This window comes from Methylobacterium aquaticum, from assembly GCF_001043915.1.
GTDB lineage: Bacteria > Pseudomonadota > Alphaproteobacteria > Rhizobiales > Beijerinckiaceae > Methylobacterium > Methylobacterium aquaticum.
Window position 1 is genome coordinate 1 of the sequence record NZ_LABX01000232.1, and the last position, 12,592, is coordinate 12,592.

Below are 12,592 nucleotides of genomic sequence, written 5' to 3' on the forward strand. Positions count from 1 at the left end.
GGGCGGGCGTGCTCGGCAAGGTGTCGCCGGTGACGGCGTCGTACATCGAGCCGTTCGTGGGCGGGGCCTATGTCGGCATCGACCGCAATCGGTTCACCGAAACCGGGGGCGTGGCGGGCTTGAGCGGCGCCTCGCGGTTCGCCGAGATCCCGACGCTGACGGCAGGCGTGCGGGCGCAGACCGAGGTGGATCTGGGCCTCGGGGCGCCGGTGTCGCTGCACGGTCTGGTGGGCTACCGGCGCGCCTTCGGGGACGTGGTCCCGACGGCGCTGCTGGCCTTCGGGACGGGCCCGAGCTTCGTGACAGCGGGGATCCCGATCACCCGGGACGCGCTGATCGCCTCGGCGGGCCTGGACCTGCGGGTGTCGAAGGCGGCGACGATCGGCGTGTCGTATACCGGCCAGGTCGGCTCGCGGGCCGAGGACCATGCGGTGAAGGGCACCTTCACCTACCGGTTCTGACCATCGGCCAGGTGATGAAGGGGGGCGCGGCGCGAGCCGCGCCCTCCTTGTCACGGGCTCGGCGACGCCATGCCCTTCTCTGCCAGGACGGGCGCGGCCTCTGGGCCGGCGAGATCCCGCAGGAGCGCCGATGCGGCCTCGGCCGCCGCAGCTCCCGCCGGGACCATCCCGGCATAGACCGTAAAATTCTGCACCTCTGCCGGAATCGGGCCGACGAGGCGCGCGCCCGGGACGGCCAGCAGCTCGCTCGTCTGTTGCAGGGCAAGGTCCGCTTCGCCCGTGATAAGGCGCGACGCCGCCAGGCCGCCGCGCACCAGGACGAGCTTGTCCTTCATCCGGTCGGCGACGCCGAGGCGCGCGAAAAGCCCGGCGAGATAGATGCCGCTCGACCCGCCCGAGGCCGGATCGACCATCGCGACGCTTCGCGCCCGCAGGAGCGCCTCGCGAAAGCCCGCCAGGGTGGCGATGTCCGGGACCGGTGCGCCGTCACGGACCGCCACCCCGATCCCGACCTTCGCGAGCGGCACCGGCGGCGCCCCGGCGAGCCGGCCGTCGCGGATCAGCGCGTCGAGACCGGCCGGGGTGAGCACCACGAGATCGGGCCGCGCGCCGTCGCGGATCGCCTGCGCCACCGCGCCGGCCGTCTCGTTCCGGAGGGTGACATGATGGCCGGTGCGTCGCTCGAAAGCCGGCACCAACGCCGCCGCCACGGGCTTGTAGGCGCCGGTGGTGAGCAGCGTGATCTCGGCCGCCTGCGTCGGCACGGTCAGGGCGAGCGCCAGGCAGGCGGCCCCGCCTGTGCGCTTCAGAACTTGCATCGACGGCGTGGCGCGGGACATGGGCGGAGGCTCCCGGATCGCGGGCCGGGTGCCCGGCCCGGCTCCTCGGTAACCGAGCCGGTGGTGCCTCAGCGAGCGAAATCCGAGAAGCCGCCGGTCACCGCCCCCGACGCCGCCAGCGCCGCCCGGCTTTCGGGCGCGACCAGGGCGGCGAACTCCTCGGCATAGGCGTAGCCCGCCGCCTCGCCCGGGAAGCCGCCCGCGGTGGCGGGATGCAGGTAGAGTTCGGTCAGCCCGTCCGGCAGGTGGCGCAGCAGCCCCTCGACGCGAGCCGGCGTCATCGCACCCGACCAGGCGAGACCGAGCACGCCGTCGGGCGTGAGGAGGCCGGCGCGCCGGGCCCGGGCGCGCAACAGGGCCGCCCACGGGGCGGTGTCGAGGGCAAGGCCCGGGCGTGATCCGGGCTCGGCGCGACGCAGAGCCTCGCGCGATTCCCGCGGCACCCGGATCGCCCGCATCCCGTAATCGCGCCCGATCTTCAGCACGATCCCGGCGATGATCGGATGGATGTGGAAGTGCTTGTGCGCGTTGACGTGGTCGAGGGGCAGCCCGGTCGCGCGATAAGCCTCGAACTGCGCCCGGATCTCGGCCGCGAGCTGGCGGCGGGCGCGGACGTTGCGCGCCAGGTCGAGCCCGAGCTTCGCCTGGTCGGCCCGCAGGAGCCCGGCGCCGTCGGTGAGATCGGGCAGGTCGGCCGCCGGCAGGGTCGGCCAGGCCTCGACCATCACGAGGTGCAGGCCGACCCTCAGGGACGGCATCGCGCGAGCGCGGGCCACCGCGTCGGCGGCGCCGGGCGCGGAGACCATCAGGCTCGCCGTGGTGAGGATGCCGTCGCAGTGGGCCCGCTCCACCGCCTCGTTCACCTGGGTCGAGAGGCCGAAATCGTCCGAGGTGACGACGAGGCGCTTGCGGGGCGCAGGATTGGTCATGGACGTCGTGTCTCGCGATACGAAAGAGCCTCCCCGTCCGAGCGGACGGAGAGGCTCAAGCCCGCTCTCAGGCGGGACACAATCCCGCGGAGATTACGCCGCCTTCTTGGCGACGCCCTGGCGCTCGCGCAGGAAGTGCCAGAACTCCACGCCCTCGCGCAGGCGCCGCTTCATCATGTCGGGCGAGCGCACCATCTCGCTGACGATCGAGGCGATCTTCGGGGCGCGGAAGTAGAACTTCTTGTAGAACTCCTCCACCGAGTTGAAGATCTCGGTGTGGGACAGGTGCGGGTAGTGCAGCGGCGCGATCTGCACGCCGTTCTCGTCGACGAGCTCGGCGTTGTCCTTGTCGAGCCAGCCGTTCTCCACCGCCTGCTTGTACAGGAAAGTGCCCGGATACGGCGCGGCGAGCGAGACCTGGATGGTGTGCGGGTTGATCCGCTTGGCGAAGGCGATCGTCTCCTGGATCGTCTCCTTGGTCTCGCCCGGCAGGCCGAGGATGAAGGTGCCGTGGATGGCGATGCCGAGGTCGTGGCAATCCTGCGTGAATTTTTCCGCGACCTCGACCCGCATGCCCTTCTTGATGTTGTGCAGGATCTGCTGGTTGCCCGATTCGTAGCCGACCAGCAGCAGGCGCAGGCCGTTCTCCTTCAGCACCTTCAGGGTCTCGCGCGGCACGTTGGCCTTGGCGTTGCACGACCAGGTCACGCCGAGCTTGCCCAGCTCGCGGGCGATCTCCTCGGCGCGCGGCAGGTTATCCGTGAAGGTGTCGTCGTCGAAGAAGAACTCCTTGGTCTGCGGGAACTCCTTCAGGCAGTACTTGATCTCCTCGATCACGTGCGCGACCGAGCGGGTGCGGTAGGTGTGGCCGCCGACCGTCTGCGGCCACAGGCAGAAGGTGCAGCGCGACTTGCAGCCCCGGCCCGAATAGAACGAGATGTAGGGATGCTTGAGGTAGCCGATGAAGTACTTCTCCATCTGCAAGTCGCGCTTGTAGACCGAGGTCACGAACGGCAGCTGGTCCATGTCGGTCATGATCTCGCGGTCCGGGTTATGGACCACGACACCGTCGGCGTTGCGGTAGGAGAGACCCTTGATCTCCGCCATCGGCACGCCCTCGGCGACCTCCTTGACGGTGAAGTCGAACTCGTTGCGGGCGCAGAAATCGACCGCCGGGGCCTGGGCCATCGAACCGGCGGCGTCCACCGCGACCTTGGCGCCGATCAGGCCGGCGATCAGCGTCGGGTTGGCGGCCTTCAGCGCCTCGATGGTCTTCACGTCCGACTTGAACGACGGCACCGAGGTGTGCAGCACCACAAGGTCGAAGTCGTTGGCCTGGGCCACGATCTCCGGCAGCTTGATGTCGTGCGGCGGCGCGTCGATCAGCTTCGAGTTCGGCACCAGCGCCGCCGGCTGGGCGAGCCAGGTCGGATACCAGAACGACTTGATCTCGCGCTTGGCCTGGTAGCGCGAGCCGGCGCCGCCGTCGAAGCCGTCGAAGGTGGGGGCCTGGAGGAAGAGGGTCCGCATCATCGGGAGGATCGTCTCTTGAAGAGAGGAGGCCGCGGACGCGGCCGGTGAGGCCGCCGGGCGGCCCGATGAGTGTGTTTTAAGTCGAGCGAGCGCCGGATTCGCGGGCCAGGCCGGATTCCGGGATCAGCGTCCCATCCGCAACGACCCGATAATCATGACCTTTCCAAGTCACGGCGCCGGACATGAAGCACCAGGTGAAGCCGGCGAAGGACAGAAGATCGCGCAGCGGCAGCAGCCAGTAGGGGTGCGGCTCAAGGCCGAAGGCCCGCTCGACCCGCAGGCACAGCACGATCCGGCAGGCGAGCGCCAGGGCGGCGGCGGCGAGGGTGTAGGAGCCGGAATCGGGCAGCAGCGCCGCGATCAGCGCCAGCGGGAAGGCATGGGTGACCACGGTGCCGGCATAGCCGGCCGGATCGACGGTGCGGATCGTGCGGTTCCAGCGGGTCTCGTGGCGCCACAGGCCGGCGAGCGAGGTGTCGACGCAGGTATGCCCGATGGTGAAGTTCGGGATCGCCACGATGCCGCCCTGCGCCCGAAGCGCCGCCCCGAGCGTGTAGTCGTCGGCGAGGTCGTTGCGGATCGCCTCGAACCCGCCGATGCGGGCGAGCATCTCGGTGCGGAACGCGATGGTGGAGCCGAAGCACGGATCGGCCAGGCCGAGCCCCGTTCCCATCAGGACGTTGGGCAGGAACTGGGTGTCGATGGCGAGCGCCGAGAGATGGGCCCAGACGCCGCGGTTGGCCGGCACGCCGTGATAGAGGCAGGTCACGCCGGCCACGCCCGGCTGGCCCAGCTCGGCGACGATGCGCTCCAGGTAGTCGGGCGCCACCACCATGTCGCTGTCGGCCAGAACCACGACCTCGTGGGCGATCAGACCCGCCATGTTGATGAGGTTCGAGACCTTGCGGTTGGCGCCGTGCTGGCGGGCATCAATGACGAGGTCGATGCGTAACGACGGATGCTCGGCCTGGAGCCGATGCACCACGGCGATGGCCGGATCGGCGGCGTTCTGCACCCCGAAGATCACCTGGACGGCGCCCGCATAGGCCTGGGCGCAGAAGGTGGTCAGGTTATGGTGCAGGTTCGGCTCGTCGCCGCAGAGCGGCTTGAGCAGGGTCACGGAGGGGCGGGCCGCCCCGGCGGACAGGCGCGGCGCCGGGCGCCGGGCGAGGCGCCCGGCGAGCCACGCGGTGGTCAGGCCGTAGATGCATCCGGCGAGCGCCAGGACGAGCAGGGGGGTGGAGATCCAGGTCCATTCCATGGCGAGGCGGTGTTCCCTGGGAGGAGTTGGCCGTGCGGGGGCGCGGCGGGCTGTGTCGTTGAGGCGCGGCGGACGGCCGGTCTGCCGCCGCCCGTCCGGTCGCGACGGGCATGCGAGGGGAGCCCGGCGCTGGCGCCTCTCGCTTAAGGGGCCTTCGGCGCCGGCGCGGCCAGCATCGTCTCGGTCGACTTGCGCAGATGGGTCAGCAGGCCGTCGGGCCCGCCCTCCTGGAGCGGCTCGGAGAAGCCGGTCCGCAGGGTGCCGGCCTCGCTCACCGTGCCCTGGAGATAGACGTCGGTGATCCGGTTCTCGGCGTTCAGCACGTAATCGACCGGGGAGGTGTCGCCGCCGCCGTCGGTGACCGTGACGTGCACGATGCGGCCGTTGCCGCGGGGCTCGCTCTTCGGGTCGATGGCGAAGGTGCTGCCCGTGGCAGCGCCGAGGCGGGTGGCGTAGGTCGCCGCGAGGTAGGGCGCGAAGGCCGCGATCAGCGCCTGCTGCGTCTCGGCCGGGATGTCCTTCCAGCGCGTGCCGACGCCGAGGCGCAGCATCGCCGGCAGGTCGAAGGTCTCCTTCATCGGGCCGGACAGGATCTCGGCCCGGGCGCGCACGTCGCCGGCCTTGAGCGCCGCCTCGAGGGCATCGGTCATCCGCCGCACGGTGGCGACCGCCGGGTCGCCCGCTCCGCCCGCGGGGGCCGCCGTCTGGGCCAGGGCCGGCCCGGCGACCGGCCATGCGGCCGTGAGGAGGCCGGCGATCGTCAGGCTGCGCAGGGTCTCGCGTCGGGTCTGCACCAGGTCACTCTCCTTTGGCGTCGGCGGGCGCCGCGGCGTAGCCGTAGGCGGGCACGGGGGCCTGACGCAATTGGGTCCGGTGCGGACTCAGCCACGTCCGCAGGGCCGGGCCGATCCCTGCCGCCGGCAAGCGGCCCGGATCGGACTCGTCTTCCATGGCGTGCCACAGCATCAGGCTCGGCAGCCCGACGGCGAGATCGGCCAGCCGCTTGATGAGCGACAGGGCGAGCGCCGCCTCGGCCGGAATGCCGAACACGGCGCAGAGCGCGATCAAGCCGCCCTCCTGGGCACCGAGCGCGCCCGGCACCGCGAAGGCGGCGCCGCGCACGGCCTGGGCCAGGCTCTCGATCACGATCGCCTCGAGGAAGCCGACCTCGTAGCCCATGAAGCGGAGGGCGATCCAGACCTCGAAGGTGCCGATCACCCAGCCGAAGAGATGCGTGGCGATGGCGGTGAGAATGCGGCTGCGGGCGGCGTAGAGGCCGCGCAGGCGATCGAACATCACGTCGACGGCGCCGAAGATCCGCCACTCGCGCCCGCCGGCGAAGCGGGTCATCGCCGCCTGGAGCAGGTTCTGGCCGAAGCGGCGCTGCACCAGATAGAAGGCGAGCAGGGCCGGCGCCGCCACCACGAGGCCGAGGCCGACATAATGCACGATCGGCCCGTCGCCCCCGAGCGCCACCAGGATGCCGAGGCCGGCCATCGTGAACAGGAACTGGGTGAGCGCCTGAACCATCAGGTCGACGAGGGTGCTGGCCCCCGACAGCGCCCCGGGCACCCGGTACCGCGTCAGCAGGCGAGCGCCGATCAGGTCGCCGCCGACCTGCGCCACGGGGAGCAGGGTGTTCACCCCCTCCCGCACGAAGCGCACGCTGACGCAAGCGCGCAGCAGCGGCCTCTCGCCGCGGGGGAACACGACCCACCAGCCGAGACCCGCCCAGGCGACGGCGACGACGCGCGCCGCGACGACCAGCAGGGCGCCCCAGCCGGACGCCCACAGGGCCGCCGCGACGGCCTCCGGCCCCGAGGAGACGAACAGGCCGATCACGGTGCAGAGCCCGGCGATCAGGCCCAGTGTCGTCAGTCGCTTCATGACCCTCTTTCTGTCGCAGCGGCGGCGTCCTTGGGGGCGCGCCATTCCGGCAACGGAGTCGAAACAAAGCAGCGCCGTTGCATCCCGGCACGTTGCAGCTTTGATGAGCGCTGTCTATCACCGCCCGGACACAGTGCCGACGAAACCGGCACGCTCCACCGGCGTGACGGACCGGCCTGAACAGAGCCGCCCAAGCATCGCCGCAAGCCTATGTTACGGCGCGCCTTCCTCCTCGCCCCGCTTCGGCCGGCGAGGACCGGAACCGCGAAAGAAGGCCGCTCGTGACGGCCGCCAGGGGACACGACAAGCATGGATCGGGAGACGACCTTCGAGGCCGAGCGCGGCGCGCTCGACGATGCCACCGCGCACGACCTGGCCACCGCGCACGACCTGACGGCGTTCGGGGGCGAGGCGCCCGGCCGCGCGCCGGCGCCGCAATCGCCGGTCATGGCCTGGAACGAGTGGGATCCGCTGGAGGAGGTGATCGTCGGCTCGCTCGACGGCGCCACGATCCCGACCCACCACCTGACGGTGATCTTCAACCTGCCGCGGGCCGCCCAGCCGTTCTACCGCCTCGCCTCCGGCTGGAAATACCCGGGCTTCATGAAGAAGCTGGCTCAAGCCGAGCTGGACGGCTTCATCAAGATCCTGGCCGGCGAGGGCGTCAAGATCCGCCGTCCCGATTCCGTGGACTTCTCGAAGAAGTTCCGGGCGCCGCGCTGGTCGTCGCGCGGCTTCTGCGTCGCCTGCCCGCGCGATCCGTATCTGGTGATCGGCGACGAGATCATCGAGAGCCCGATGTGCTGGCGCTCGCGCTACTTCGAGGGCGACGCCTACCGCTCGCTGTTCAAGGAGTATTTCCGGGCCGGCGCGCGCTGGACCTCGGCGCCGCGGCCCCAGCTCACCGACGACCTCTACAACTACGACTACCGGGTGCCGAACCTGAAGGCCGGCGAGCCGATGCAGTTCACGGTGAACGAGTTCGAGCCGGTCTTCGACGCGGCCGACTTCGTGCGCTGCGGCCGCGACCTGTTCGTCACCCGCTCCAACGTGACCAACCTGATGGGCATCGAGTGGCTGCGCCGCCATCTCGGCCCGGGCTTCCGCATCCACGAGATCGAGAGCCGCTGCCCGCAGCCGATGCACATCGATTCGTCGTTCATGCCCCTCGCCCCCGGCAAGGTGCTGGTCAATCCCGACTACATCGACGTCGAGAAGCTGCCGGCGGTGCTCAAGACCTGGGACGTGCTGATCGCCCCGCGCCCCGACCCCGTCGAAGGCTTCATGAGCAAGATCTCGATGTGCTCGCCCTGGACCTCGATCAACGTGCTCGCCATCGACGAGAAGAAGATCGTGGTCGATGCGAGCCAGCCGACGCTGATCAAGGCGCTCAAGGACTGGGGCTTCGACCCGATCCCGACGCCGTTCCTGTCCTACGGCCCGTTCGGCGGCTCGTTCCACTGCGCCACGCTCGACGTGCGCCGGCGCGGGCCGCTGAAGTCGTATTTCTAAGCGGCGTCCGGCGGAGCGAAGGCCATTCTCCCTCCCCGCCTCGGCGGGATTGGGAGGGGGACGACGTGGCGCGTCTCGGTCGTGTGCCGGGACGCTCCTCGGAGAACGGTGTCTTTTCGACGAAACCCATCATCACGGCGGCGGCGCTGCCGTGACGAGAGGCTGGGCGCCTCCGCTGCCTGGATCCCGTTCGCACTTTCCTCACCATCGCTCTGTCATGACACCGTCCGGCGCGTGACGCGGCACAGGGCCGTCCGCCATCCGAAGGCCGTCGCCCGATGAGGATCCTGCTACTCGGTGGGTACGGCTTGATCGGCTCGGCGGTGCTCGCGCGCCTGCTCGCCGCCGGCCATGCCGTCACCGGCCTTGGCCGCGACATCGCGGCGGCGCAGCGACGCTGGCCGGAGGCGAGCTGGATCGCGCACGACATCGGCGCCTTGCGCGAGCCGGCGGCGTGGTATCCGGTGATCGCCGGCTGCGACGCGGTGGTGAACTGTGCCGGCGTGCTCCAGGACGGGCCCCGCGACGATGTGCGTGCCGTGCAGGATACCGCCATGCGGGCCCTGTTCCGAGCCTGCGCGGAAACCGGAATCCGCCGGGTCGTGCAGGTCTCCGCCGTCGGCGCCGCCCCCGATGCACGGACGGTCTTCATGCGCAGCAAGCATGCCGCCGATGCCGCCTTAAGCCAGCTCGACCTCGACTGGACGATCCTGCGTCCGGGTCTCGTCCTCGCTCCGACCGCCTATGGCGGCACCGCCCTCCTGCGGGCACTCGCCTCGGTACCGCTGGTCGTGCCGGTGGTCGGGGGCGCCGGGCCGATCCAGACCGTGCATGTCGACGACGTCGCGGAGGCCGTGCACCTCGCCGTCGAGGGGCGGGTCACGCCGCGGGCGGCCTACGACCTCGTCGAGGACGAGGCGCATGACCTGGCCGTGGTGGTCGCTGCCTTCCGGGCCTGGCTCGGCCATGCGCCGGCTCCGCTCGTGGCGGTGCCGCGATGGTTGGTCCGGCCGGTGGTCGCCCTCTGCGACGGTCTCGGCCGGCTCGGCTGGCGCTCGCCGTTGCGCAGCACGGCGCTCGTTCAGGTGACCGAGGGCGTCACCGGCGATCCCGGACCGTGGCGGCGCGCCGGCGGCCCGCCGCCGACGGGCTTGCGCGCCAGCCTGCGCCGCCTCCCCGCCACGGTCCAGGAGCGCTGGTTCGGCCGGCTCTGGCTCCTGAAGCCGATCGTGATCGGCGGCTTGAGCCTGTTCTGGCTGGCCTCCGGCCTCGTTGGTCTCATGCGGTTCGATGCCGCCGCGGCGGTGCTGACCGAGCGCGGCCTCGGGTCGGGGGGCGCCCAGGCCGCCGTGGCGGCCGGCATCCTCCTCGACCTCGTCCTCGGCTGCGCGATCGTGGTGCGGCGGCTGATGCCGCGCGCGGCGCTGGCGATGGTCGGCGGCACGCTGGCCTATGGGGCGGCCGGGACCTGGCTCGCCCCCGACCTGTGGGCCGATCCCCTCGGGCCTTACGTGAAGATGCTGCCCGCCGCGCTCCTGGCGCTGGTCGCCCTCGCGCTCGCCGCGGAGCGCTGAGCGATGGCGTGGATCGACGCCCTGCCTTGGATCGACCTCCTGCGCTGGCTGCACGTGATCGGCGCGACGGTGCTGTTCGGCACCGGGGCCGGGATCGCCTTCTTCATGCTGCTGGCGCATCGCACGGGCGATCCGGTTCTCGTCGCGCATGTCGCCGGGACGGTGGTGATCGCCGATGTGCTGTTCACGGCGACCGCCGCCGTGGCGCAGCCGCTGACCGGGCTCGTCCTCGCCCATCGCGTCGGCTGGCCGCTCACCGAGGGCTGGCTCCTGGCCTCGATCGGACTCTACGTGGTCGTCGGCTTGTTCTGGCTGCCGGTGGTGGCGATCCAGTTGCGGATGCGCGACCTGGCACGGGCCGCCGCCGCGGAGGGGCGGCCGCTGCCGGCAGCCTATGACCGGCTGTTCCGGATCTGGTTCGCCTGCGGCTGGCCGGCCTTCGCGGCGATGCTGGCGATCCTCTGGCTCATGACCGCCAAGCCGTCGCTCGACTGCCCCCTCTCCGTTGACCTCTCTCCCTGAGCAGGATCGCCCTGCCCGCCTCATCGCCCGGCGGTCGGTCCCTTGTCGGTCCAGTCCGGCGGCAGGCCGACGGAATCGCCGATGATGCCATCGATGCCGGGCGCACGGCCGAACGCCTGGCAATCGGGATCGCGCGGCATCTCGCCCAGCGCCGTCACGCGGATGCGCTCGAAGGTCGGGAGGGTCAGTTCGGATTCGAACGGGTCCTGGCCGGTGGCGAGGTACGAGCCGAAATCCTGGCCGAAATCGCCGGCGAGGTCGTAGATGTCGCCGACCGCCGAGAACCGGGCCTGGTTGGTGAAGGAGTTGGCGCCGCCGGCCCACACCATGGCGGCGCGCTGCTGGCGATGGGCATCCAGGGCCTCGGCCTCGACCGTGAGGTCGCCGAGCCCGATCGGCAGGCGCGGCACCGGCACCTTGCCGATCGTGTCGGCGAAGCCGACACCGACCTGCGCGGCAATGGTGATCGCCGCCGAGGCACCGACCGCGACGCCGGAGGCCGGCACGTTGGTGAGGCTCGCCCGGGTGATGGTCGACCGCACGGTCAGGTCGGCCGGGCCGGATGAGACCACGTCGTAGCGCAGGGACAGTTCGTAGCAGAGCGCCCGGTCCGCCGCATTGGCGACGACCCGGCGCTCCTGCTCCGTCACGCCGGGGCCGGTGACCGCCGCCGGGAAAGTGGTGGGAATGATGCGGACGGTGCGAACCCGCGCCATCGCGGCCTTGTCGATGAAGATCCGTGACTTGGTCGCGGTGGCCTCGCTCGGCGTCAGGTGGTCGTAGCGTGTCAGCAGGCCGGCCTGGGTCAGCACCGGCGAGGCGCAGCCCGCGAGCACGGCCATCGCCGCCACGGCCGCGATGCGGCGGGCGGCCCGCGCGTTCAAGGCAGCCTTGATTGTCGTCCGCATTCGGTCGCTTTCCCGGATCACGCGAAGCCGAACCTCCGGAACCCGCGCCCGATCACGATCTGGCGGCGGTATCCGGAGGCCAGCCCCCGGCGGCGCAAGAACGGACCCGTCCGGGCACGCCGCGCCGTTATACCGCGAAGCCTAACCGTCGCCGCACGGGGGGGAAAGCCAAGCGGGGCGGCAGCGATCGCTTCGGCACTGGCTGTAACGCTTCGGCCACATTGTTACCGAAGGTCGCGGTCTCGCATGGTCTGTCAGACGAGGGCCGCCATGCTGCAACTCTGCCCGCCATCCACCGGCAGGCAGATTCCGGTGATGAAGCGGGCCTCGTCGGAGGCGAGGAAGACCGCCGCATGGGCGATGTCCCAAGCCTCGCCGAGGCGGCCGAGCGGCACCCGGCGGTCGCGGCCGGATTCCGGCGTGCCGGCGCCCCGGCACTCGTCGGCGAGGGTGGTGTCGAGGAGGCCCGGCAGGATCGCGTTGGCGCGGATGCCGTCGCGGGCATACTGCATCGCCACCGACACGGTCGCCTGGTTCACCGCCGCCTTGGCGGCCGCGTAGGCGAAGGCGGGCATCCCGGTCCAGCGCAGCGAGGCGACCGACGAGATGTTGACCACCGCGCCCGACCGGCGCGCCCGCATCCGCGGCAGCACCGCCTTGCAGGTGCGCCAGACGCCGCCGACATTGACCTCGATCGCCCGCCGCCAGCTCTCCTCGTCGAGGTCCTCCGGGCCGCCGGCCTCCGGCAGGCCGACATTGTTGTGCAGGATATCGATGCGGCCGAAGCGCGTCTCCCCGGAGGTCACGGCCCTGGCCACCGCGTCGTAATCGGTGACATCGGCGCAGAGCGCCTCGGCCTTGTGGCCCTCTTCGGCGATGATCTGCGCCGTCTCCTCGGCGGCGGCGAGCCTCCGGTCAACGCAGATCACCCGGGCGCCCTCCCGGGCGAAGGCGACAGCCACCGCCTTGCCATTACCCCAGCCGGTGCCGGCGGAGCCCGCCCCGAACACGATCGCGACCTTCTGTAGCAGGCGTGTCGACATGGCCCGATCTCCGTCCCTCGACGGAGAGTCGCGACAAAGGCCGACCCTGCGCAACGGGCGGCAAAGCAGGGCGGCCAGGACCCGCCCGCATAGATCCCCGCCCGCATAGATCCCCGCCCGCAT

Annotated in this window: 12 protein-coding genes; 4 read left to right on the forward strand and 8 right to left on the reverse strand. The window is 71.2% G+C overall.

Going from position 1 to position 12,592, the window contains the following annotated elements; genetic code table 11:
• Nucleotides 1-461: autotransporter outer membrane beta-barrel domain-containing protein (locus VP06_RS26295; protein WP_048466766.1), on the forward strand; the 461-nt coding region annotated here is incomplete at its 5' end.
• 50 nt (nt 462-511) lie between these two features.
• On the opposite strand, the gene VP06_RS26300 is transcribed toward VP06_RS26295, so the two are convergent.
• The 6 genes from VP06_RS26300 to VP06_RS26325 all read right to left on the reverse strand — a co-directional run bounded on the left by VP06_RS26300 (nt 512) and on the right by VP06_RS26325 (nt 6,910).
• The gene (locus VP06_RS26300) at nt 512-1,300 is read right to left on the reverse strand and encodes a molybdate ABC transporter substrate-binding protein (protein ID WP_053082043.1); all 789 of its coding nucleotides are present in this window, start codon (nt 1,298-1,300) and stop codon (nt 512-514) included.
• Nucleotides 1,301-1,368: 68 nt separating this feature from the next.
• Nucleotides 1,369-2,229: a hopanoid biosynthesis-associated protein HpnK gene (gene hpnK / locus VP06_RS26305; RefSeq protein ID WP_048466767.1), complete on the reverse strand. Its 861-nt coding sequence runs from the start codon at nt 2,227-2,229 to the stop codon at nt 1,369-1,371.
• A gap of 93 nt (nt 2,230-2,322) precedes the next feature.
• On the reverse strand, nt 2,323-3,759 hold the full coding sequence (hpnJ, locus tag VP06_RS26310; protein ID WP_048466776.1) for a hopanoid biosynthesis associated radical SAM protein HpnJ: 1,437 nt from the start codon (nt 3,757-3,759) through the stop codon (nt 2,323-2,325).
• Between the two features lie 79 nt (nt 3,760-3,838).
• Complete coding sequence (gene hpnI, locus VP06_RS26315) at nt 3,839-5,023, reverse strand: bacteriohopanetetrol glucosamine biosynthesis glycosyltransferase HpnI (RefSeq protein WP_048466768.1); 1,185 nt, start codon at nt 5,021-5,023, stop codon at nt 3,839-3,841.
• Nucleotides 5,024-5,166: 143 nt separating this feature from the next.
• Nucleotides 5,167-5,817 carry an MlaC/ttg2D family ABC transporter substrate-binding protein gene (locus tag VP06_RS26320; protein ID WP_082167638.1) on the reverse strand — a complete coding sequence of 217 codons (651 nt, stop codon included), beginning with the start codon at nt 5,815-5,817 and terminating at the stop codon, nt 5,167-5,169.
• A 4-nt stretch (nt 5,818-5,821) separates the two neighbouring features.
• A complete protein-coding gene (locus tag VP06_RS26325; protein ID WP_048466769.1) occupies nt 5,822-6,910 on the reverse strand; it encodes a lysylphosphatidylglycerol synthase domain-containing protein in 1,089 nt (362 codons plus the stop codon).
• Nucleotides 6,911-7,219: 309 nt separating this feature from the next.
• Here VP06_RS26325 and VP06_RS26330 point away from each other — a divergent pair, with 309 nt between their 5' ends.
• From VP06_RS26330 to VP06_RS26340, 3 genes are all read left to right on the forward strand, one after another.
• Nucleotides 7,220-8,422: an amidinotransferase gene (locus VP06_RS26330; RefSeq protein ID WP_048466770.1), complete on the forward strand. Its 1,203-nt coding sequence runs from the start codon at nt 7,220-7,222 to the stop codon at nt 8,420-8,422.
• A 278-nt stretch (nt 8,423-8,700) separates the two neighbouring features.
• Nucleotides 8,701-9,996 (forward strand): SDR family oxidoreductase, encoded by a 1,296-nt coding sequence (locus VP06_RS26335; RefSeq protein WP_048466771.1) that lies wholly within the window; start codon nt 8,701-8,703, stop codon nt 9,994-9,996.
• A 3-nt stretch (nt 9,997-9,999) separates the two neighbouring features.
• On the forward strand, nt 10,000-10,518 hold the full coding sequence (locus tag VP06_RS26340; RefSeq protein ID WP_048466772.1) for a DUF2269 family protein: 519 nt from the start codon (nt 10,000-10,002) through the stop codon (nt 10,516-10,518).
• Nucleotides 10,519-10,538: 20 nt separating this feature from the next.
• Here the strand turns inward: VP06_RS26340 and VP06_RS26345 are convergent, their stop codons facing one another.
• Both VP06_RS26345 and VP06_RS26350 read right to left on the reverse strand, forming a co-directional pair.
• Nucleotides 10,539-11,426: a DUF3313 domain-containing protein gene (locus tag VP06_RS26345; protein WP_048466773.1), complete on the reverse strand. Its 888-nt coding sequence runs from the start codon at nt 11,424-11,426 to the stop codon at nt 10,539-10,541.
• Between the two features lie 254 nt (nt 11,427-11,680).
• Entirely contained in the window at nt 11,681-12,469 is a 789-nt protein-coding gene (locus VP06_RS26350; protein ID WP_048466774.1) for an SDR family NAD(P)-dependent oxidoreductase, read from the reverse strand.
• Nucleotides 12,470-12,592: the final 123 nt, after the last annotated feature.

Bases quoted from the DNA above. Each gene is read 5' to 3' on its own strand.
- VP06_RS26300 (WP_053082043.1), bottom strand. From the start codon at position 1,300: ATGTCCCGCGCCACGCCGTCGATGCAAGTTCTGAAGCGCACAGGCGGG.
- hpnK (WP_048466767.1), bottom strand. From the start codon at position 2,229: ATGACCAATCCTGCGCCCCGCAAGCGCCTCGTCGTCACCTCGGACGAT.
- hpnJ (WP_048466776.1), bottom strand. From the start codon at position 3,759: ATGCGGACCCTCTTCCTCCAGGCCCCCACCTTCGACGGCTTCGACGGC.
- hpnI (WP_048466768.1), bottom strand. From the start codon at position 5,023: ATGGAATGGACCTGGATCTCCACCCCCCTGCTCGTCCTGGCGCTCGCC.
- VP06_RS26325 (WP_048466769.1), bottom strand. From the start codon at position 6,910: ATGAAGCGACTGACGACACTGGGCCTGATCGCCGGGCTCTGCACCGTG.
- VP06_RS26330 (WP_048466770.1), top strand. From the start codon at position 7,220: ATGGATCGGGAGACGACCTTCGAGGCCGAGCGCGGCGCGCTCGACGAT.
- VP06_RS26335 (WP_048466771.1), top strand. From the start codon at position 8,701: ATGAGGATCCTGCTACTCGGTGGGTACGGCTTGATCGGCTCGGCGGTG.
- VP06_RS26340 (WP_048466772.1), top strand. From the start codon at position 10,000: ATGGCGTGGATCGACGCCCTGCCTTGGATCGACCTCCTGCGCTGGCTG.
- VP06_RS26345 (WP_048466773.1), bottom strand. From the start codon at position 11,426: ATGCGGACGACAATCAAGGCTGCCTTGAACGCGCGGGCCGCCCGCCGC.
- VP06_RS26350 (WP_048466774.1), bottom strand. From the start codon at position 12,469: ATGTCGACACGCCTGCTACAGAAGGTCGCGATCGTGTTCGGGGCGGGC.